The sequence below is a fragment of the Pseudomonas sp. NUPR-002 genome, from assembly GCF_056322725.1.
On the sequence record NZ_CM150476.1, the window covers coordinates 4,947,167 to 4,966,227 of the forward strand.

A 19,061-nucleotide genomic window follows, 5' to 3' on the forward strand; every position below is an offset into this window, starting at 1 on the left:
CACACACTCACCGCACAAAGCACAGGTTGCGCCGAGCGCAACCCATTGCTTTGCAAGCATTCTCCCCTCTCTGTCGAGGCAATTGATGACACTGCGCGCTGGCTCAACCGGTATTGCGCAAGCCGGCCGCGATACCCGCCACAGTGACCAGCAGGGCCTGCTCCAGCGGGCTGTCCAGAGCGGCTTCCTGCTTGCGCGAACGTGCCAGCAACTCGGCCTGCAATAGATGTAGCGGGTCCAGGTAGGTGTTGCGCAAGCGGATGAATTCCAGGGTTTCCGGGCTGTGTGCCAGTAGCACCGGCTGCCCGGTCAGACCCAGCACCACCTGGCACGCCTGCGACAATAGGTCGCGCAGATGCGCACCCAAAGGTCGCAGTTCTGGTTGCACTAGACGTTCGTCGTAGGAGCGGGCGATATCGGCATCGGCCTTGGCCAGAACCATTTCCAGCATATCGATACGGGTGCGGAAGAACGGCCACTGCTCGCGCATTTCGGCCAACAGCTCGCCCTGCCCGCGCTTCAGCGCGTTGTTCAACGCTGCCTCCCAACCCAGCCAGGCGGGCAGCATCAGACGCGTCTGCGTCCAACCGAAGATCCATGGAATCGCCCGCAGGCTTTCGATTCCCCCGGCGCGGCGCTTGGCCGGACGGCTGCCCAACGGCAAGCGCCCCAGTTCCTGCTCTGGTGTCGATTGGCGGAAGTACTCGACGAATTCGGGGTTGTCGCGCACTACGCCACGGTAGGCCTTGACCCCATCAGCGGCCAGCTCGTCCATCAGCGTACGCCAGGCCGGCTGCGGTGGTGGTGGCGGCAATAAGGTCGCTTCCAGAACGGCGGCCAGGTACAGGTTGAGGTTTTGTTCGGCGATGTCTGGCAAGCCGAACTTGAAGCGGATCATCTCGCCTTGTTCGGTGGTGCGGAAGCGCCCTGCTACCGAACCTGGCGGTTGCGACAGAATGGCCGCGTGAGCCGGGCCACCGCCGCGCCCCACCGTGCCACCGCGACCATGGAACAACAGCAGCTCGACCTGCTGCTCGCGGCAGATGCGTACCAGCGTTTCCTGGGCCCGATACTGCGCCCAGGCGGCTGCCGTGGTGCCCGCGTCCTTGGCCGAGTCGGAGTAACCGATCATCACTTCCTGAGGGCCGTGCAGCGCACTGCGGTAGCCCGGCAAACCGAGCAGGCGCTCCATCACCGGGCCAGCGTTATCGAGGTCGGCGAGGGTTTCGAACAGCGGCACCACCCGCATGGGCCGCTGTACCCCGGCCTCTTTGAGCAGCAACTGCACCGCCAACACATCAGAAGCCGCACCGGCCATGGAGATCACGTAAGAGCCCAGGGAAGCCGCAGGCGCAGCAGCGATCTCACGGCAGGTGGCCAGCACCTCTGCGGTATCGGCCTGGGGTTTGAAGTAAGCCGGCAGCAGTGGGCGACGGTTGTTGAGTTCCTGCGCCAGAAAGGTGATGCGCGCCTCTTCATCCCAGTCGGCGTAACGGCCAAGACCGAGATACTCGGTGATCTCACTGAGCGCGGCGGTGTGCCGAGCCGCATCCTGACGCACATCCAGACGTACCAGGAACAGGCCAAAAGTCACCGCCCGGCGCAGGCAGTCAAGCAACGGGCCGTTGGCAATCACGCCCATGCCACAGGCGTGCAACGACTCGAAACACAGGTGCAAGGGTTCGAACAGGTCGCGGTTGTCGTGCAATACCTGGGGCGAAGGCGTCTGCGCCGAGGTCAAGGCGCTGTGCGCCCAACTGCGGGTTTCGCGCAGGCGGTCGCGCAATTGCTTGAGTAGCACGCGGTACGGCTCGGCGGCATCGCCCACCTTGGCCCGCAGCGCGTCACTGGCCTGCTGCATGGACAATTCGGCGGCCAGCGATTCGATATCGCGCAGGAACAGGTCTGCGGCCATCCAGCGCGCCAGCAACAGCACCTCTCGGGTTACTGAAGCGGTGACATTGGGGTTGCCGTCACGATCACCGCCCATCCATGAGGCAAAGCGGATCGGCGCAGCTTCGAGCGGCAGGTGCAGGCCTGTGGCCTGGTGCAACGCCTTGTCGACTTTGCGCAGATGATGCGGAATAGCGTGCCACAGTGAGTGCTCGATCACCGCAAAGCCCCACTTGGCTTCATCCACTGGCGTTGGCCGGGTGCGCCTGATTTCCTCGGTGTGCCAGGCTTCGGCAATCAGCCGCTGCAGGCGCTCACGAACGTGCTCGCGCTCGGCGGGGATCAAGTCGCGATGATCTTGCGCCGCCAGTTGCGCGGCAATCGCATCGTACTTCTGGATCAGGGTGCGGCGCGCCACTTCAGTGGGGTGGGCGGTCAACACCAGTTCGATGTTCAACTTGCCAAGTTGGCGCGCCAGCGCGTCGTCACTGTGCCCGGCGGCTTTGAGCCGCGCCAGCAGTTCGGGCAACACCCGGGCTTCGAAGGGTGCTGGCTGATCGGCGTCACGACGACGAATCAATTGGTACTGCTCGGCGATGTTGGCCAGGTTGAGAAACTGGTTGAAGGCGCGTGCCACCGGCAGCAGTTCGTCTTCGGCCAGGTCGTTGAGGGTTGAACTCAACTGCTCACCAGCCCCACTGCGATCGGCCTTGGCGCTGCGCCGAATGTCTTCGATTTTTTGCAGGAACACCTCACCGTGTTGTTCACGAATGGTGTCTCCCAACAACTCGCCCAACAAATGAACATCTTCACGCAAGCGCACATCGATATCAGTCATCAGCCTTAGTCTCCGGCATTCCTGGAAAACCGCTCTGGCCCCAGAGTGCCCCAGTACCGGTCATGCTTTCAAGGCAGACCAAAGGCTGCGCAGTAGCTACGCTGAAATCAGATCCCTGAGGATTGAAGAGGTCATCATGAAAATTCGCGAGCTTGCCAAGTACTGGGAACAGAACGCCAAAGGCCGCCTCAGCCCCACTGGCCACGTTCTGCATCTGGATGTGGAGTCGACGGCACGTTTGGCGGCCCTGGCCGAAATGTACCCCAAGCGTCGCCCCGAAGAGCTGCTGGGCGAACTGCTTGGCGCAGCCCTTGAAGAGCTGGAAGCGAGCTTCCCGTACATCCAGGGCCAGCAGGTGATTGCCACCGATGAAGAGGGCGACCCGCTGTACGAAGACATCGGCCCAACACCGCGCTTTCTGAAATTGTCGCGTCGCTACCTGCAGGACATAAACAGCCACAACGACGAATCAAGCCACTGACCCCCCGCCTCTTGAGCCGATAACGGGCGCCTGCGCAGGCGCCCGCGTACCACGGCGCACCTCGGAAGTTCCGAAAAAAACGACTGACCGATCAGTCAGTAAAAGCCGTAATTTTGCGGCAATTTTTTCTGAACTATCGAAAAAACACCTCGGTCACAGCCAGTAGCCATCACGGCAATTCCCTCGCGCCGACGGCGACGAGGCGCCTATGGACTGTTACGGAATTCACTGTTCATCAGGAGTGATCCAATGGAGCTGACCACTATGAAGACCCGTACTACTAATCCCTCTCCCACTCACCTGCGCGGGCTCAAGCTGAGCCTACTGGCACTGGGCAGCAGCCTGGTGCTGGCCGGATGCGCCGGCAAGCCACCCAGCGAGCAGTACGCGGTGACTCAATCGGCGGTGAACTCGGCTGTCAGCGCCGGCGGCACCGAGTTTGCCGCCGTGGAAATGAAAGCGGCGCAGGACAAACTCAAGCAGGCGGAAATCGCCATGCACGACAAGCAGTACGCCGACGCCAAACGCCTGGCCGAGCAGGCCGAGTGGGATGCGCGGGTTGCCGAACGCAAGGCGCAGGCGGCCAAGGCCGAAAAGGCCGTGCAGGATGCCCACGAGGGCGTTCAGGACCTGCGTGAGGAAGGCATGCGCAGCACGCAGTGATGCTGCGTTGCCGCCCCCTGTTCTCGTAATTGATCAAAGGATGACCTTATGCGCACCCAGATGATGATTCCCGCCCTGCTGGCCCTGAGCGTTGCTCTGGCGGCCTGCTCGACACAACCGAACGCCAACCTGGAGTCGGCCCGCAGCAACTTCTCGACCCTGCAGAGCAACCCGCAGGCGAGCAAAGTCGCCGCCCTTGAAACCAAGGACGCCCAAGACTGGCTGAACAAAGCCGATGCGGCGTACCAGAACAAAGAAGACGTGCAGCACGTCGATCAGTTGGCTTACCTGACCAACCAACGCGTCGAAGTGGCGAAGCAGACCATTGCCCTGCGCACGGCAGAAAACAAACTGCAAGACGCCTCGGCCCAGCGCGCCAAAGCCCGCCTGGATGCGCGCGACGCGCAGATCCAGAAACTGCAGGACAGCCTCAATGCCAAGCAGACCGATCGCGGCACCCTGGTGACCTTTGGCGATGTACTGTTCGACTTCGACAAGGCCACGCTCAAGAGCAGCGCCTTGCCTAACATCACCACCCTTGCGCGCTACTTGCAGGAAAATCCGGATCGTCAGGTGATTGTTGAGGGCTACACCGACAGCAAAGGCAGCGCCAATTACAACCAGTCACTGTCCGAGCGCCGCGCTGGCGCTGTGCGTATGGCGTTGGTGCGTGCAGGGGTAGAACCGGCACGCATCGTTGCGCAGGGATATGGCAAGGAGTTTCCGGTGGCGGACAACGCCAGCAACTCAGGCAGGGCGCAGAATCGCCGGGTCGAGGTGACCATCTCCAATGACAACCAGCCAGTGGCACCGCGCACGGTCAGCCAGGCGCATTGATTGATCACTGGTGGCAACTACCTGTGGGAGCGGGCTTGCCCCGCGATTCGGTGTGGCAGACGAGCCGCAATCGCGGGGCAAGCCCGCTCCTACAGGTGGTGCAAGACAGTTGCTCCCACCTCCCCCGGGATGCGTTTATTCCTCAACCTGCTGCGGCGTTTCCTGCCCCAGGCAACGAACCGCCTGCTTCTTGCTGTCCACCAGCACGCCGGTCAGGCCTTTTTGCGAGGTGTCGAACAACACCAGTACGCCATCCACACACTGGGCCACCTGGTTGGCCGGCTTCAACGAGATCTTGTAGTCCTCCCCCGGCACTGTCTTGAGCATGGTGAAATCCGACAGCAGCAGCGCGTCTTCAGGCTTGGCGAAATGCAGGTAGCCGTAGTACCACAGCGCGCCAACCGTACCGATGATGCTGCACACACCGGTGATAATCAGGGGAATAGCGTTACGTTCTTCACTCATTGTGACGTCTCGTCAGGGTAATTGGGGACTTCGGCCAAACGGCGTAATCCATTGAAATGTGCCGGGTCGTCCAGAAAGCGCAGCATGACCTGACGCCAGGTGCGGTCGGCAAAGGTCTGCACATGGCCACCGCGGGTCAGTTGTAGCACCCGGGGTGGTGGCGCGGCCTGGTACAGCTGGATGCCGTTGGTAAGCGGCACGATGGCATCATCGATGCTGTGGAAAAACAGTTTCGGTGGCGTTTTCAACTGACTGATCGAATGGATCGCACTGTCACCGTCGGGGACCAGCCACGACAGCGGCACCTGAAAGGGCCAGGTCATCCATGAGTTGCTCAGGGCGAATTGTCCGACCTGACGGTAACTGGCCGGTACGCCGTCAAACACCAGGGCCTTGAAGCGCTTGGCCTGCTGTGGGTGCTGGGCCAGGTAATGAATGGCCATGGCGCCACCGAGGCTCTGCCCCAGCAGTACCTGCGGCTTACCTTGCACTTCGGGTGCCTGGTCCAGCCAGTTGAGCGCTGCCTCGATGTCCTGGTAAACCTCAGGCAACGTTGGTTCGCCCTGGGACAGGCCATAGCCGCGATAGTCCAGCAGCAGTACCTGATAGCCCTGCTTGGGCAGCCACCAGCTGCCACCCAGGTGCCAGGCCAGGTTGCCACCGTTGCCATGCAAGTGCAGCACCGTGCCTTTGACCTCCACACCCGCCTTGGCCGGCAGCCACCAGCCATGCAGGCGCGTGCCGTCGGCGGCGGTGAGGGTGATGTCACGGTACTCCAGCTTGGCCTTTTGCGGGGTAAAGGGTTGGCCAGGCTCAGGGTAGAACAACAGTGAACTGCAACCACCCAGACTCAGTAACACCAGCAGCAGGCCGATGAGCCTGCAGCGGGTATCAGAGAATATTCGAGTAATCGGCTTCAATCCGGTCCAGGCTCAGGTGGTTGAGGAAGTTGGAGAAACACATCCACGCCGACAGCGCATTGAGGTCGCGAAACTGCTCCGGCAGGTACTTGGGCGGTTCAACCAGGCCCTCATCGACCAATTGGCGCAAGGTACGCATGTCTTCAAGGGTGGTCTTGCCGCAGAACAACAGCGGGATCTGCTCAAGCTTGCCTTTACGCACGGCCAACTGAATATAGTTGTAAACCATGATAAAGCCCTTGAGGTAGGACAAGTCCTTGGTAAATGGCAAGCCATTGGGCACCGAACCCCGGAATACCCGGCTGGCATTGCCGTAACTCTCCGGCATGCCGAACCCCTGGGCGCGGAAGAACTCGTAGACCTGCATGAAGTCGGCGCCCTCCTCGACCATGTGAATGGCGCGGGTACGGTTGGTCAGCTTGCGCAGGCGGCTCGGATAGGAGGCAAAGGCAATCACCTCCATAAGAATCGCCAGGCCTTCCTGGGTCACGGTCGACGAGGGCGGGCCCTTGGCCAGGAAGGTACAGATCGGCTGGTTCAGGCCATTGAGGGTGGTACCGACATGCACCAGGCCTTCGTGCACTTCCAGGGCACGAACATCACGGCTGTTGAACATGGCGTCGGCGCGAATCTTGATGTAGTCCGCCCCTGCCGCCGCGTCGGCGACAATGCCATCAGACTCGAACACGCGGATGGTGTCTTCGGCTTCGTTGAACACCTTGTTCAGGCGGCCTTGCAGCATCTCCACTGCCTGTTTGGCGGTAAGGTTCTTCGGTTCGTCCTTCAGGTCGCCACGGCCGTCGATGTTGTTCAGGTAGTCCGAAAGCATCAGCCCCAGGTCAGCCAGGGTCGGATCGCCAGCATGAAATGCATCGGACGCCGCCCCATACAGCTCCTGGGAGATCAGGCCGAAATCCTCGGTGCCACGCGCCTCCAGCATGCGCACTACCATGCGGTATTCCTTGCACATGCGCCGCATGATTTGCCCAACCGGGTTGAACTGACCCAGTTGCCGGGTGATATCGCGCTCGATGTTCTGGAACTCAAGCTTGACTGCGCTGGAATCGAACGACAGCGGCCGCCCCAGGTAATAGGCGCGGTCCACCTGCGGCGGCTCCTTGCCTTTGGTCTTGAGAAAAGCCTGGCGGATGCTGTCGTCCCACTTCACTGCATCGAGCACGCGAATGGGCGTTTGCGCCAGGACAATGCGATCAGACAGGGCACGAATTGTCTGCTGGTACTCGTCCACCCTAAACTCCTTGAATGGTCTGTATGACTTGCCTTGACTACTTGCCAGCGCGCTGGAAACGCGCCACTTCGATGAACAGGTCGGAGTTGGCCGGGTCATCCAGGTAGGCCAGAACCCGCTCGGCCGGGCTGTCGATCAACACGCCTTCGCCGTTGTCTTCAGGTACCTCATAGGTACGCCCGCTGAGCTCTTTCTTCGCCACCGCCTGATTGACCTGCTCGACATCGAGGTTGTAGATCACCAACTCTTTGCCATCGACAACATCGAACCCGCCGATCAGGAAGTTACCGCCCAGGCGCTTGGGCACACCGGCCGAGAGGTACCAGCGATTACCGTGTTTGGACACGGTAAAGGCGTACTCATCGCGCTTCTTGTCCTTGCCGACAGCCACTGCCTTGTAAGCATTACCACCGCTGCGGCTGATGGTCAGGCTCAGGGGTTCGCCCCAGGCGTCCTTGCTCGACCATTTGCCCAGCAGGGCCTTGGGCGCCGCTTCGTTGGCCGGCATTGGCTCATTGAAGGTCACCAGACAACCACCCAGCAGCAAAAACGACAACGCCAACAGCAGACTTCTGGCTTTCATCGGGTTCTCCTTGAAAAAGAGTCGCGTCTCACACAGCAGCCAGCACCAGATGCAGATACCGGGTAAGGATAGCGAGCATCTGCGCTTGCGCATCGGCGCGTGAGGCGTCGAGCAGGCCCTGATATTCCATCTGCTCGATAATCGCCGTCAACACCAGCGCATCTTGCTGGGGTTGGCGCGAGCCCAGCACCTGCAACATCTGCCCGGCGCCACGCAGCAGAATCTGCTCGTGCAGCTTGACCAGCTCGGCCAGGCGCGGGCACAACAGTGCCTCCTGGCGAAAGGCCTGCTCAGCCATCAGGAAGTCACGACGATTGTGCAACTGCCGCTGCACGTAGTCGGCGGTCATCTTTGCGATTTCATCGGCCAGGCGCGCGCGGCACTGCGGGCTTTGATCGCCTTGGGCGAGCAACTGGCGCAGGACGATTTCGGTGTGTTCCCACAGCTTGGCCATGTAGGCCGCACTGCGTTCCACGTACTGGGCGAAGGTATCGGTGAGCAGGTCTTCAATGTCTTTGAAGTAGTACGTCGTTGCCGACAGTGGCACACCGGCTTCAGCGGCTACCGCGCGGTGCCGCACACCGCGAACACCTTCGCGCACGACAATGCGCATGGCGGCATCGAGAATGTCCTGACGGCGCTGTTCACTGCCCTGGCGACTGGCCTTGCGGCCCTGATACTGAACACTTTCGGCAACCGACGTGGCAACGCCAGCGGCGCCTTGTTGGGCCATTGCAGGAGTCACAGCTGATTCACCCCTAAGGTGTGGAAGGTGCTGTAGGAGCGGGCTTGCCCCGCGATCGCCGTGTGTCGGCACATCGGATCGCGGGGCAAGCCCGCTCCTACCGGCAACAAAAAGCCGCCCCGAAAGGCGGCTTGTTCAATAGGCTCAGGCCTGTGGGCGCATGTGCGGGAACAGGATCACATCGCGAATCGATGGCGAGTTGGTCAGCAGCATCACCAAACGGTCGATACCGATACCTTCACCAGCGGTTGGCGGCATGCCGTATTCCAGGGCACGTACGAAGTCGGCGTCGTAGTGCATGGCTTCGTCGTCGCCAGCGTCCTTGTCGGCCACCTGGGCCATGAAACGCTCGGCCTGGTCTTCGGCATCGTTGAGCTCGGAGTAGGCGTTGGCGATCTCACGGCCACCGATGAACAGCTCGAAACGGTCGGTGACGTTCGGGTTTTCGTCGTTACGACGAGCCAGCGGCGACACTTCGAACGGGTATTGGGTAATGAAGTGCGGCTGCTCCAGCTTGTGCTCGACCAGCTCTTCGAAAATCATCACCTGCAGCTTGCCCAGGCCTTCGAAGCCCAGCACCTTGGCACCGGCTTTCTTGGCGATTTCACGCGCCTTGTCGATGTCTTGCAGGTCGGCAGCGGTGATCTCAGGGTTGTACTTGAGGATCGAGTCGAACACCGACAGGCGCACGAATGGCTCGCCAAAGTGGAACACCTTGTCACCGTACGGCACGTCAGTGCTGCCCAGTACCAGCTGAGCCAGTTCACGGAACAGCTCTTCGGTCAGGTCCATGTTGTCTTCGTAGTCAGCGTAGGCCTGGTAGAACTCGAGCATGGTGAACTCGGGGTTGTGCCGGGTCGAAACGCCTTCGTTACGGAAGTTGCGGTTGATTTCGAAGACTTTCTCGAAACCACCGACCACCAGACGCTTGAGGTACAGCTCCGGCGCGATACGCAGGAACATGGCCATGTCCAGGGCGTTGTGGTGGGTTTCGAACGGCTTGGCCGCGGCACCACCCGGGATGGTCTGCAGCATCGGCGTTTCGACTTCGAGGAAGTCACGCTTGATCAGGAAATTGCGAATGTGGTTGATGACCTGCGAGCGCACGCGGAAGGTGTCGCGCACTTCTTCGTTGACCATCAGGTCGACGTAACGCTGGCGGTAGCGCTGCTCGGTGTCGGTCAGGCCGTGGTGCTTGTCGGGCAGCGGGCGCAGCGACTTGGTCAGCAGGCGCACGTTGGTCATTTCGACGTACAGGTCGCCCTTGCCGGAGCGCGCCAGGGTACCTTCGGCGGCGATGATGTCGCCCAGGTCCCAGGTTTTCACCGCAGCCAGGGTTTCTTCCGGCAGGGTTTTGCGGTTGACGTAGACCTGGATGCGACCGGTCATGTCCTGGATCACCATGAACGAGCCACGGTTGAGCATGATACGGCCGGCAACTTTGACCGGAATCGCTGCAGCTTCCAGCTCTTCCTTGGTCTTGTCGACATACTGTTTCTGCAGGTCGTTGCAGTAGCTGTCACGGCGGAAGTCGTTGGGGAAGGCATTGCCCTTGGCGCGCTCGGCAGCAAGCTTTTCCTTGCGCAGCGCGATCAGGGTGTTTTCTTCCTGTTGCAGGTCTTGCGGGTCGGTCTTGAGGTCGCTCATGTCGTCATTCTTTCCATCAGGTGTTCGTTGCCCCTCGCGGATGAGGGATCGCGGGGCAAGCCCGCTCCCACGGGCCCACCACGGCGTAAATGCTTACAGCCCCTGCTTGAGGCTTGCTTCCAGGTATTGGTCGAGGTCACCGTCCAGCACCTTCTGGCAGTCGCTGCGCTCGACGCCGGTACGCAGATCCTTGATGCGCGAGTCATCAAGCACGTAGGAGCGGATCTGGTGGCCCCAGCCAATGTCCGACTTGCTGTCTTCCAGGGCCTGCGATGCAGCGTTGCGCTTCTGCATTTCCAGCTCGTACAACTTGGCCCGCAACATTTTCATCGCGGTGTCTTTGTTGGCGTGCTGGGAACGTTCGTTCTGGCAAGCCACCACGGTGTTGGTCGGCACGTGAGTGATACGCACGGCCGAGTCGGTGGTGTTTACGTGCTGACCACCGGCACCCGAGGAGCGGTAGGTGTCGATACGCAGGTCAGACGGGTTGATTTCGATATCGACCTTGTCGTCGATCTCGGGCGAGACGAACACCGCCGAGAACGAGGTATGGCGACGGGCGCCGGAGTCGAACGGGCTCTTGCGCACCAGGCGGTGAACGCCAATTTCGGTACGCAGCCAGCCGAACGCGTACTCGCCCTTGATGTGCACGGTGGCACCCTTGATGCCGGCGACGTCACCTTCGGAAAGCTCAATGATGGTCGCGTCGAAACCGCGCTTGTCGGCCCAGCGCAGGTACATGCGCAGCAGGATGTTGGCCCAGTCCTGCGCTTCGGTGCCGCCGGAACCGGCCTGGATGTCCAGGTAGGCGTTGTTCATGTCCATTTCGCCGCTGAACATGCGACGGAACTCAAGCTGGGCCAGGTGTTCTTCAAGGCTCTGCAGCTCGGTCACGACGTCGCTTACGGCGCCTTCGTCATTCTCCTCGACGGCCATGTCGAGCAGGTCTTTGCAGTCGGCCAGGCCACCGGACATCTTGTCCAGGGTCTCCACGACCTGCACCAACAGGGCGCGCTCACGGCCCAGGCTCTGAGCGTACTCGGGCTTGTTCCAGACGGCAGGGTCTTCCAGTTCGCGGTTGACTTCGATCAGGCGGTCAGCTTTTTGATCGTAGTCAAAGATACCCCCGAATAGACTGGGAACGCTCGGTGAGGTCCTTGATGGTATTCAGGATCGGTTGGATTTCCATGGGCGGGCAACTCTCGTGCGGAATCGGTAGAAAAGCCGGGGATTATAACCGAGTCTGCGGTTCGGCGGCAGTCCGTCGGGCGGCTTCGATCAACCTGCTGCCAGCGGTAAAACCCTGTCCTGCTGCGCTGTCGGTAGGGGCACCTGATATTTCTGTCAGTAGCGCTTGCCGCCGAACGAGGATGCAATGGGCAGGCTGTGCGAGCGCAATCGCACTATCGCTCAAGCCTCCAGGAGTGGGATCGACATGAGTACACAAACGCCCTTCAGTCGTAAGAAAATGCTGGAAGTCATTACGCTGGAACTTCCAAAACCAGTCAAACCGCCCTATTTCCCCGACGCCGAAGACGGAACGCTTCACTGGAACCGGCTTCCACTGAATACGCCGGTCATATTCGACTATCCCGGCCACTCCGGGTTGGAGGGGCTGCAAGCGCTGGAAATCACATTGATCTTCAACAACAACGACTGGTACAAAAAAGCCTTTCCCGGGGCGCAAGAACAAGCGCCATTTACCGCCGACGACACCATCAATAAGAACCGCCTCAGCGGCGAGGAAGTCATTGTCGAATGTCTTATAAAGTGGGTATTTAGCGACAGAATCGAAGAGCTGAGAGGCATTCGAGAAAGGTATGCCATTTCTCGGGACTAAGCGCCCTGTAGGAGCGGGCTTGCCCCGCGATTGCGATGTGTCAGTCACATCACATCGCGGGGCAAGCCCGCTCCTACGGGTGTGTGGGGTTAGGCTACCCCTACCTGATTGCGCCCATTGTTCTTGGCCAGATACAAGCCCTTGTCCGCCGCCGAGATCAGTTGTCGGCAATGGCTGCCAATGGTCGGGGTCTGGGTGGCCAGGCCGATACTGACGGTCAGGTGCGAGTTGGGCTCAGGCATATCGTGGGCAATGTTCATCGCCGCCACGCTCTGACGCAGCTTCTCCGCTACCAGGCGCGCACCACCCGGCGACGTGTTCGGCAAGATCAGCACAAACTCTTCGCCACCGTAACGGGCCGGCAGGTCGCTTGGGCGTGAACAGGAGTTGCGGATCGCCTCGGCCACTTTGCGCAAGGCTTCATCGCCCGCCAGGTGACCGAAGGTATCGTTGAACGCCTTGAAGTAATCGACATCGATCATCAACAACGACAGTTGCGTCTGTTCACGCATCGCCCGACGCCATTCCAGCTCCAGGTACTCATCGAAATGCCGGCGGTTCGACAGACCGGTCAGGCCGTCTGAATTCATCAGGCGCTGCAGTACCAGGTTGGTGTCGAGCAACTGCTGCTGGCTGACACGCAAGGCGCGGTAGGCCTCGTCGCGTTGCAGCAGAGTCAGGTAGGAACGCGAGTGGTAGCGAATGCGCGCTACCAATTCGATGTTGTCGGGCAGCTTGACCAGGTAGTCGTTGGCTCCGGCCGCAAAGGCCGCGCTTTTAACCAACGGATCTTCCTTGGTCGACAGGACAATGATCGGGATGTCCTGGGTTGCCGGGTTGTTGCGGTACTCACGCACCAACGTCAAGCCGTCAAGCCCGGGCATGATCAGGTCTTGCAGGATCACGGTCGGCTTGATGCGGATCGCCTGGGCCACCGCCTGGTGCGGGTCGGCGCAAAAGTGGAAGTCGATGTTGTCTTCATGAGCCAGGCCGCGTCGCACCGCCTCACCGATCATGGCTTGATCGTCGACCAACAGGACCATTGCCGAATTTTCATTCGTGGCCGGGAATCCGTCGAGCGGTAATTCATTCATACGCTGTCACCTGGTCACTGCCGGATACCCGACGTGGCACAATACATATCGTCATTTTGGAAAAATTTCCATCAATCGTGCAGCAATCCGTTCTAAAGGACGAATTTCCATGGCCGCGTCGATTGCCGCCGCAGCCTTGGGCATGCCGTACACGGCGCTGCTTTGTTGGTCCTGAGCAATGGTCAGGAAGCTCTGTTGGCGCATCAGTTTCAGGCCTTGAGCGCCATCTCGCCCCATGCCTGTCAGCAGTACGCCCACTGCGTCGCCGCGCCAGTAGCGGGCCACGCTTTCAAAAAATACGTCGATCGAAGGCCGGTAGATCTCGTTGACCGGCTCGGCGGTGTACGCCAGGTTGCCGCTCTTGAGCAGGCGAATGTGATGGTTGGTGCCCGCCAGCAATACCTGCCCGGCCTGCGGTGGCTCGCCCTCGCAGGCCAGGCGCACCCTCAGCCCTGAAGCACTGCTGAGCCATTCGGCCATGCCGGCGGCAAACACTTGATCAACGTGCTGAACCAGGACAATGGCGGCAGGAAACTCTCGCGGCAAGCCTTTGAGCAAGACTTCCAATGCCGCCGGCCCTCCGGCCGATGAGCCAATCGCCACCAGGCACTGGCGCTGCGCCACCTCACGCAGCGGTGCCGCGATCGGCCGCGGTGCGTTGCTGCGCTGCTGACCGATCAACCAACCGATATTGAGGATCTTGCGTAACAGCGGCGCCGACGCTTCCTTGGGGTCACCGGCGCCCAGGCTCGGGGTATCGACCACGTCCAGCGCGCCATAGCCCATGGCTTCGAACACGCGGTGCACGTTCTGTTGCCGGTCGACGGTCACGATCACAATTGCGCAGGGCGTCTCGGCCATGATCCTGCGCGTGGCTTCGACCCCGTCCATCACCGGCATGATCAGATCCATGAGGATCAGATCGGGTGTCTGTTCCGCACAGCGCTTCACGGCCTCGGCGCCATTGCTGGCGACCCAAATCACCTGATGCGCGGGCTCAAACGCCAACGCCCGGCGCAGGGCCTCCACGGCCATGGGCATGTCGTTGACGATAGCGATTTTCATCCTTGCGCTCCCCCGATCAACTCGACCACCGCATCCAGCAAGGCGTCATCATGAAAACTGGCCTTGGCCAAATAGTAGTCGGCTCCAGCCTCCAGTCCACGACGACGATCTTCTTCCCGATCCTTGTAGGAAACCACCATCACCGGCAAGGTCTGCAAACGACTGTCCCGCCGCAACAAGCTGACCAGTTCGATACCATCCATGCGCGGCATATCGATGTCGGTGATCAGCAGGTCGAAATCCTCGCTGCGCAAGGCGTTCCAACCGTCCATGCCATCGACTGCAACCGCGACTTCATACCCGCGATTACTGAGCAACTTGCGCTGCAGCTCGCGCACGGTGAGCGAATCATCAACCACCAGAATACGTTTTCGCGCCGCCTCACGGACATTGCGCTGGCCACGCTCGATGCGTTCCAGGCGCCCGGTACTGAGCAATTTATCGACCGAGCGCAGCAAGTCTTCAACGTCGATGATCAACACCACGCTACCGTCATCGAGCAAGGCCCCGGAAGAGATGTCCTGCACCTTGCCCAACCGTGGATCGAGCGGCATCACCACCAGCACACGCTCGCCGATCAGGCGCTCGACCGCGATACCGTAGAGCATGTCACGCTCACGGATGACCACCACTTTGATCGTCTGGCCTTCGGCTTCACGCGCGGGGCGATTGAGCAACTGGCTCGCCGCGACCAGGCCGATGTGCCGCCCGTCATGCCAGAAGTGCTGCCGCCCCTCGATCTGCACGATAGCGTCAGTCGACAGCTCCAGGGTGCGCTCAATGTGCGCCAGCGGAAAAGCATAGGCCTCATCGGCCACTTCAACCACCAGGCTGCGCACCACCGACAGCGTCAGCGGTACCTCCAGCTGGAAGCTACTGCCCTGCCCGCGGGTCTGGGTCAGCACGATAGAGCCGCGTAGCTGACGCACCATATGCTGCACAGCATCCAGGCCAACGCCACGCCCGGACACTTCGGTAACCTGGTCGCGCAAACTGAAGCCCGGCAGGAACAGGAACGTCAGCAACTCGGCTTCGCTCATCTGCGCCACGGTTTCGGCGGGCGACAGTTGACGCTCGATAATGCTCTGACGCACCCGCTGCAGATCAATACCGGCGCCATCGTCGCTCAGTTCCAGGACCAAAAGGCCGGCCTGATGGGAGGCGCGCAAGCGGATCTGCCCTTCCAGTGGTTTGCCGGCCAGCAAGCGGCGTTCCGGCAGTTCGATGCCGTGGTCAACCGCATTGCGTAGCAGATGGGTCAATGGCGCTTCGAGTTTTTCCAGAATGTCGCGATCAACCTGGGTTTTCTCGCCTTCGATTTGCAGGCGCACTTGCTTGCCCAATGAGCGTCCCAGGTCGCGAACCATACGGCTTTGCCCGGTCAGCACATCGGCAAACGGGCGCATCCGGCAGGCCAGCGCGGTGTCATACAGTAATTGCGAGCGCTGGTTCGCTTGCCAGCCGAACTCATCGAGGCCTGTCACTTGCTGCAGGAGAACCTGTTGGGTCTGCTGCAACAACTGTTGAACCTGGGCCAGCGCCTCGTGAACTTCCGGACTCTGGTCGCTGTGTTGCAACTGGCCTCTAAGCCCGTCAAGCGCCTGAATGCTTTGATTGTGCATACGCTTGAGGCGCTGCATGGTCGCCAGGTAGGGCTTGAAGCGCTGAGTCGCAACCAAGGCCTTGCTCGACAGGTCAAGCAAGCTGTTAAGGCGCTCGGCGGTGACCCGCAAGACGCGCTCGCCACCCTCTTTGTTGCGCGCCCCTTTACGCGGGGCGAGCACCTCCGGCTCAAGCTCAGCCACAGCGGGCTCAAGCACCGGCTCTGCCATCACCGGCAGCGGCTCGCTGACCGGCAATGGCGCGGGCGCCTGGGCTACGCTTGGCGCCGGTGTGGCGGCAGGGTCAAGCAGCGCGGCCATTTGCACGAGGAACGCCTGCACCGCCGGTTCCAGCGAAGCATCTCCCGGTGTGGCGATACGCATCAGCAGGTCGGTGCCTTGCAGCAGCGCGTCGATATGCTCCGGGCGCAGCAGGATCCGGCCTTCCTGAGCGCTTACCAGGCAGTCTTCCATCACATGGGCAACACTTACCCCGGCATCGACACCGACAATCCGCGCCGCCCCTTTCAGGGAGTGGGCTGCACGCATGCAGGCTTCCAGCTGATCGGCCTGGGTCGGGTTGCGCTCCAGTGCCAGCAGACCGGCGCTGAGCACCTGGGTCTGTGCCTCAGCCTCCAGGCCGAACAGCTCGAGCAACGACGCATCCCGCATTTGCTCTGGGGTCATGAAAGGCTCCGGTTCACAGCCGTCAGCAGCTGTTCTTCATCCAGTACGCGTACACTGCGTCCACGCCATTGCAGCACGGCTGCGGTAAAGTCCGTCTCGCCCTGCTCATGCACCAGGCGTTCAGGGTCCAGGCCGTGGATACCGTCAACTTCATCGACGCGTACCACCACCGAACCACCGGGGGCGCCAAGGATCAACATGCGCGGCATCACCCGATTCGAGGTGCTGCCAGTGGCGCTCGACGCCATCCCCAGCAGGTCAGGCAGCGACAAGCACGGCACCAGTGCTCCGCGAACATTGGCAACCCCCTGCAGCACCTGCGAACGCTGGTGCGGCAATGAGTGCACCGGCTGTAGCGGTGCAACTTCTACCAGGCAGCGCGTGGCCAGCGCCAGCCACTCTTCACCCAGGCGAAACAGCAACATCGAACGGCCGGCCCGCGCTTGCTCTACCTGCACCTGCTCGTGTGCATCTTGAGCCAACGCGTAGCGATCCAGCAGGCGCGTGGCGGCATGCGCATAGGTATCGCAGTTGCGGCAGTGAATATGGTCAATCAACAACGGGCAGCTTTTATCGCCGCGGATGCCGATGCGGTTCCAGCAGTCATCAATAGCGCTGGCGTCACTGGCGACAACATGTACCTGATCGTCTGCAATCATTGTTCAGCCTCTCGATCAGCTTGGCGTGCAGCACGCTCCTGCAAACGACGGGCCCCTGCGCTATCGCCCTGGGATTCAAGCAATGCTGCCAGGTGTGCCAATGCCTCGGCATGCTGCGGGTCAAGGTACAGGGCCTTGCGGTAATGGCTGAGCGCCTCACCGGCGTCACCGGCTATATCGCTGAGCAGGCCTTGCCAGTAGAACACCTGAGCATGCGGTGGGTATTGCTTCAGGTAGCGCGCACACGCGGCCTGGGCTTCGGTGCTGTTGCCGGTATTGGCCAAGTGGGCGATCTGCGCCAGCAGCTCGGCACTGCTGTCAGTCGTATTTTTTTGAGCAGCCACAGGCGCTGGCGTCGCCTTGAACGGGCGCACAGGTGCCGGCAACGGCCGTGGTGCAAGGGGAACCGCTGGCGGTATTGGTGCCATGGTCAGCGGTTTGCTGACAAACGAAGGCTCTGCTTCGCTCTGGCGTACATAAGCAAACGACTGGGCAATCCCCAGCGGACGCATGCCCATGCGCGCCAACAGGCTGCCTTCGGCGGGCCCGATAAACAGTACGCCCTGCTCGTGGATCAGGCTCTTGAGCACCTCGAACACCCGTTGTTGAGTCGGTACATCGAAATAGATCAACAGATTGCGGCAGAACACAAAGTCATAACTGCCAGCCCGCGCCTTCAGCGCAGGATCGAGCACGTTACCGACCTGCAGCTTGACCTGCTGGCGTACCCGTTCATGCACCACATGAACATCATCGCTGAGGTCAAAATGCCGCTGGCGAAACTCCAGCTGCGCGCCGCGAAAGGAGTTGCGCCCGTAGCGCCCTTGCTCGGCGCGACTGATCGACAGTGGGCTGATATCAATCCCTTCAACACGGAACGAATGCCCGGTGATGCCCGCGTCCAGCAAGGTCATGGCAATCGAGTAAGGCTCTTCACCGGTCGAACACGGCAAGCTGAGAATGCGCAGCGGTCGAGTACCGGCCAGCTCGGCCAGGCGCTTGCTGGCCAACCCCGCGAGCGCGGTAAACGACTCTGGATAGCGGAAAAACCAGGTCTCGGGAACGATCACCGCTTCAATCAGCGCCTGCTGCTCCTCGGCCGACTGCTGCAAGCGCAGCCAATAGTCGTCCAGATCAAAAGCATCCACAGCGGTGCAACGTTGGCGCAACGCGCGCTCAACCATTGGCGCGCCGATCGAGGCAACATCCAGGCCGATGCGCTCCTGCAAGAAACGAAAAAAACGTTGTTGACTGCTCATGGCTGTTCCATACGCTCAACCTGTTCGTCAGGCACGGGATACAGCAGCGCTCGCACCGCTTCGCTGAGCAGGTCCTGGACACTGATGCGCTGCACCAGGCCATGGGCGTCTTCACGCACCGGCCCCAGGTAAGGGGCCTGCTGGTTGTCCAGGCCGTAGGGCTGAAATTCGTCGGGCTGGCAACGCAATGTGTCGGTGGCCTGCTCGAGAATCAACCCCAGCAGCAGTTCCGGCCGCTGCGGGTCAACCCGATAATGCACCAGCACCAATCGGGTACTGGTGCGTATAGGGGCGGGCAATCCAAAACTCAAGGCGCCGATATCAATCACCGGTACCAATGCGCCGCGATGGGCCAATACCCCGGCAACCCAGTCCGGGGTGTGGGCGATGGGCTTTAACGGCAAACGCGGCAACACCTCGGCGACCTCATGGGCGTCAAGGGCGAAGCGCTGCTCAGCGATTCTGAACAACAGGTGCAAGACCCCGTGGGAACTTGCGCCGTTGCGGTGACGGGACTGAAGATCGGTCATCGGCG

General features: G+C 61.0%; 18 protein-coding genes. 4 read left to right on the forward strand and 14 right to left on the reverse strand.

Going from position 1 to position 19,061, the window contains the following annotated elements; translation table 11 throughout:
* Positions 1-103 precede the first annotated feature (103 nt).
* A complete protein-coding gene (ppc, locus tag ACVWSC_RS22755; protein ID WP_442109297.1) occupies positions 104-2,731 on the reverse strand; it encodes a phosphoenolpyruvate carboxylase in 2,628 nt (875 codons plus the stop codon).
* Between the two features lie 136 nt (positions 2,732-2,867).
* Between ppc and ACVWSC_RS22760 the strand changes: the two genes are divergently transcribed.
* The 3 genes from ACVWSC_RS22760 to lptF all read left to right on the forward strand — a co-directional run bounded on the left by ACVWSC_RS22760 (position 2,868) and on the right by lptF (position 4,712).
* Positions 2,868-3,212: a pilin assembly protein gene (locus ACVWSC_RS22760; RefSeq protein WP_442109298.1), complete on the forward strand. Its 345-nt coding sequence runs from the start codon at positions 2,868-2,870 to the stop codon at positions 3,210-3,212.
* 249 nt (positions 3,213-3,461) lie between these two features.
* On the forward strand, positions 3,462-3,875 hold the full coding sequence (locus ACVWSC_RS22765; protein WP_442109299.1) for a DUF4398 domain-containing protein: 414 nt from the start codon (positions 3,462-3,464) through the stop codon (positions 3,873-3,875).
* Positions 3,876-3,923: 48 nt separating this feature from the next.
* Positions 3,924-4,712, forward strand: a complete 789-nt coding sequence (gene lptF, locus ACVWSC_RS22770) for a lipotoxin F family OmpA-related lipoprotein LptF (protein ID WP_442109300.1) — start codon at positions 3,924-3,926, stop codon at positions 4,710-4,712.
* Between the two features lie 135 nt (positions 4,713-4,847).
* Here the strand turns inward: lptF and ACVWSC_RS22775 are convergent, their stop codons facing one another.
* The 7 genes from ACVWSC_RS22775 to prfB all read right to left on the reverse strand — a co-directional run bounded on the left by ACVWSC_RS22775 (position 4,848) and on the right by prfB (position 11,510).
* Positions 4,848-5,177 carry a PA3694 family proteiin gene (locus tag ACVWSC_RS22775; protein WP_442109301.1) on the reverse strand — a complete coding sequence of 110 codons (330 nt, stop codon included), beginning with the start codon at positions 5,175-5,177 and terminating at the stop codon, positions 4,848-4,850.
* A complete protein-coding gene (locus ACVWSC_RS22780; protein ID WP_442109302.1) occupies positions 5,174-6,097 on the reverse strand; it encodes an alpha/beta hydrolase in 924 nt (307 codons plus the stop codon). The genes ACVWSC_RS22775 and ACVWSC_RS22780 overlap by 4 nt, the downstream gene beginning before the upstream one ends.
* On the reverse strand, positions 6,069-7,346 hold the full coding sequence (locus tag ACVWSC_RS22785) for a flavohemoglobin expression-modulating QEGLA motif protein (RefSeq protein WP_442109303.1): 1,278 nt from the start codon (positions 7,344-7,346) through the stop codon (positions 6,069-6,071). The genes ACVWSC_RS22780 and ACVWSC_RS22785 overlap by 29 nt, the downstream gene beginning before the upstream one ends.
* Positions 7,347-7,383: 37 nt before the next feature.
* Positions 7,384-7,929: a hypothetical protein gene (locus ACVWSC_RS22790; protein ID WP_442109304.1), complete on the reverse strand. Its 546-nt coding sequence runs from the start codon at positions 7,927-7,929 to the stop codon at positions 7,384-7,386.
* Between the two features lie 28 nt (positions 7,930-7,957).
* Positions 7,958-8,662 (reverse strand): TetR/AcrR family transcriptional regulator, encoded by a 705-nt coding sequence (locus ACVWSC_RS22795; protein WP_442109305.1) that lies wholly within the window; start codon positions 8,660-8,662, stop codon positions 7,958-7,960.
* A gap of 156 nt (positions 8,663-8,818) precedes the next feature.
* Positions 8,819-10,321 (reverse strand): lysine--tRNA ligase, encoded by a 1,503-nt coding sequence (gene lysS / locus ACVWSC_RS22800; protein ID WP_442109306.1) that lies wholly within the window; start codon positions 10,319-10,321, stop codon positions 8,819-8,821.
* Between the two features lie 93 nt (positions 10,322-10,414).
* Positions 10,415-11,510 (reverse strand): peptide chain release factor 2 gene (gene prfB, locus ACVWSC_RS22805; RefSeq protein WP_442109307.1). Its coding sequence is split into 2 segments (ribosomal slippage): positions 10,415-11,437 and positions 11,439-11,510, totalling 1,095 coding nucleotides; the frame shifts between segments, so codons are not numbered across the junction.
* Positions 11,511-11,756: 246 nt separating this feature from the next.
* On the opposite strand from prfB, the gene ACVWSC_RS22810 reads away from it, so the two are divergent.
* Positions 11,757-12,161 (forward strand): hypothetical protein, encoded by a 405-nt coding sequence (locus ACVWSC_RS22810; RefSeq protein WP_442109308.1) that lies wholly within the window; start codon positions 11,757-11,759, stop codon positions 12,159-12,161.
* A gap of 89 nt (positions 12,162-12,250) precedes the next feature.
* On the opposite strand, the gene ACVWSC_RS22815 is transcribed toward ACVWSC_RS22810, so the two are convergent.
* The 6 genes from ACVWSC_RS22815 to ACVWSC_RS22840 are packed head-to-tail and all read right to left on the reverse strand — an operon-like array spanning position 12,251 to position 19,056.
* On the reverse strand, positions 12,251-13,255 hold the full coding sequence (locus tag ACVWSC_RS22815; RefSeq protein ID WP_442109309.1) for a diguanylate cyclase: 1,005 nt from the start codon (positions 13,253-13,255) through the stop codon (positions 12,251-12,253).
* Positions 13,256-13,306: 51 nt separating this feature from the next.
* Positions 13,307-14,320 (reverse strand): chemotaxis response regulator protein-glutamate methylesterase, encoded by a 1,014-nt coding sequence (gene cheB, locus ACVWSC_RS22820; RefSeq protein WP_442109310.1) that lies wholly within the window; start codon positions 14,318-14,320, stop codon positions 13,307-13,309.
* A complete protein-coding gene (locus tag ACVWSC_RS22825; protein ID WP_442109311.1) occupies positions 14,317-16,608 on the reverse strand; it encodes a hybrid sensor histidine kinase/response regulator in 2,292 nt (763 codons plus the stop codon). Before ACVWSC_RS22825 ends, cheB begins: the two co-directional genes overlap by 4 nt.
* The gene (locus tag ACVWSC_RS22830) at positions 16,605-17,267 is read right to left on the reverse strand and encodes a chemotaxis protein CheW (RefSeq protein WP_442109312.1); all 663 of its coding nucleotides are present in this window, start codon (positions 17,265-17,267) and stop codon (positions 16,605-16,607) included. The genes ACVWSC_RS22825 and ACVWSC_RS22830 overlap by 4 nt, the downstream gene beginning before the upstream one ends.
* Positions 17,264-18,526 carry a CheR family methyltransferase gene (locus ACVWSC_RS22835; protein WP_442109313.1) on the reverse strand — a complete coding sequence of 421 codons (1,263 nt, stop codon included), beginning with the start codon at positions 18,524-18,526 and terminating at the stop codon, positions 17,264-17,266. The genes ACVWSC_RS22830 and ACVWSC_RS22835 overlap by 4 nt, the downstream gene beginning before the upstream one ends.
* Positions 18,523-19,056 carry a chemotaxis protein CheW gene (locus ACVWSC_RS22840; protein WP_442109314.1) on the reverse strand — a complete coding sequence of 178 codons (534 nt, stop codon included), beginning with the start codon at positions 19,054-19,056 and terminating at the stop codon, positions 18,523-18,525. Before ACVWSC_RS22840 ends, ACVWSC_RS22835 begins: the two co-directional genes overlap by 4 nt.
* Between the last annotated feature and the right edge of the window lie 5 nt (positions 19,057-19,061).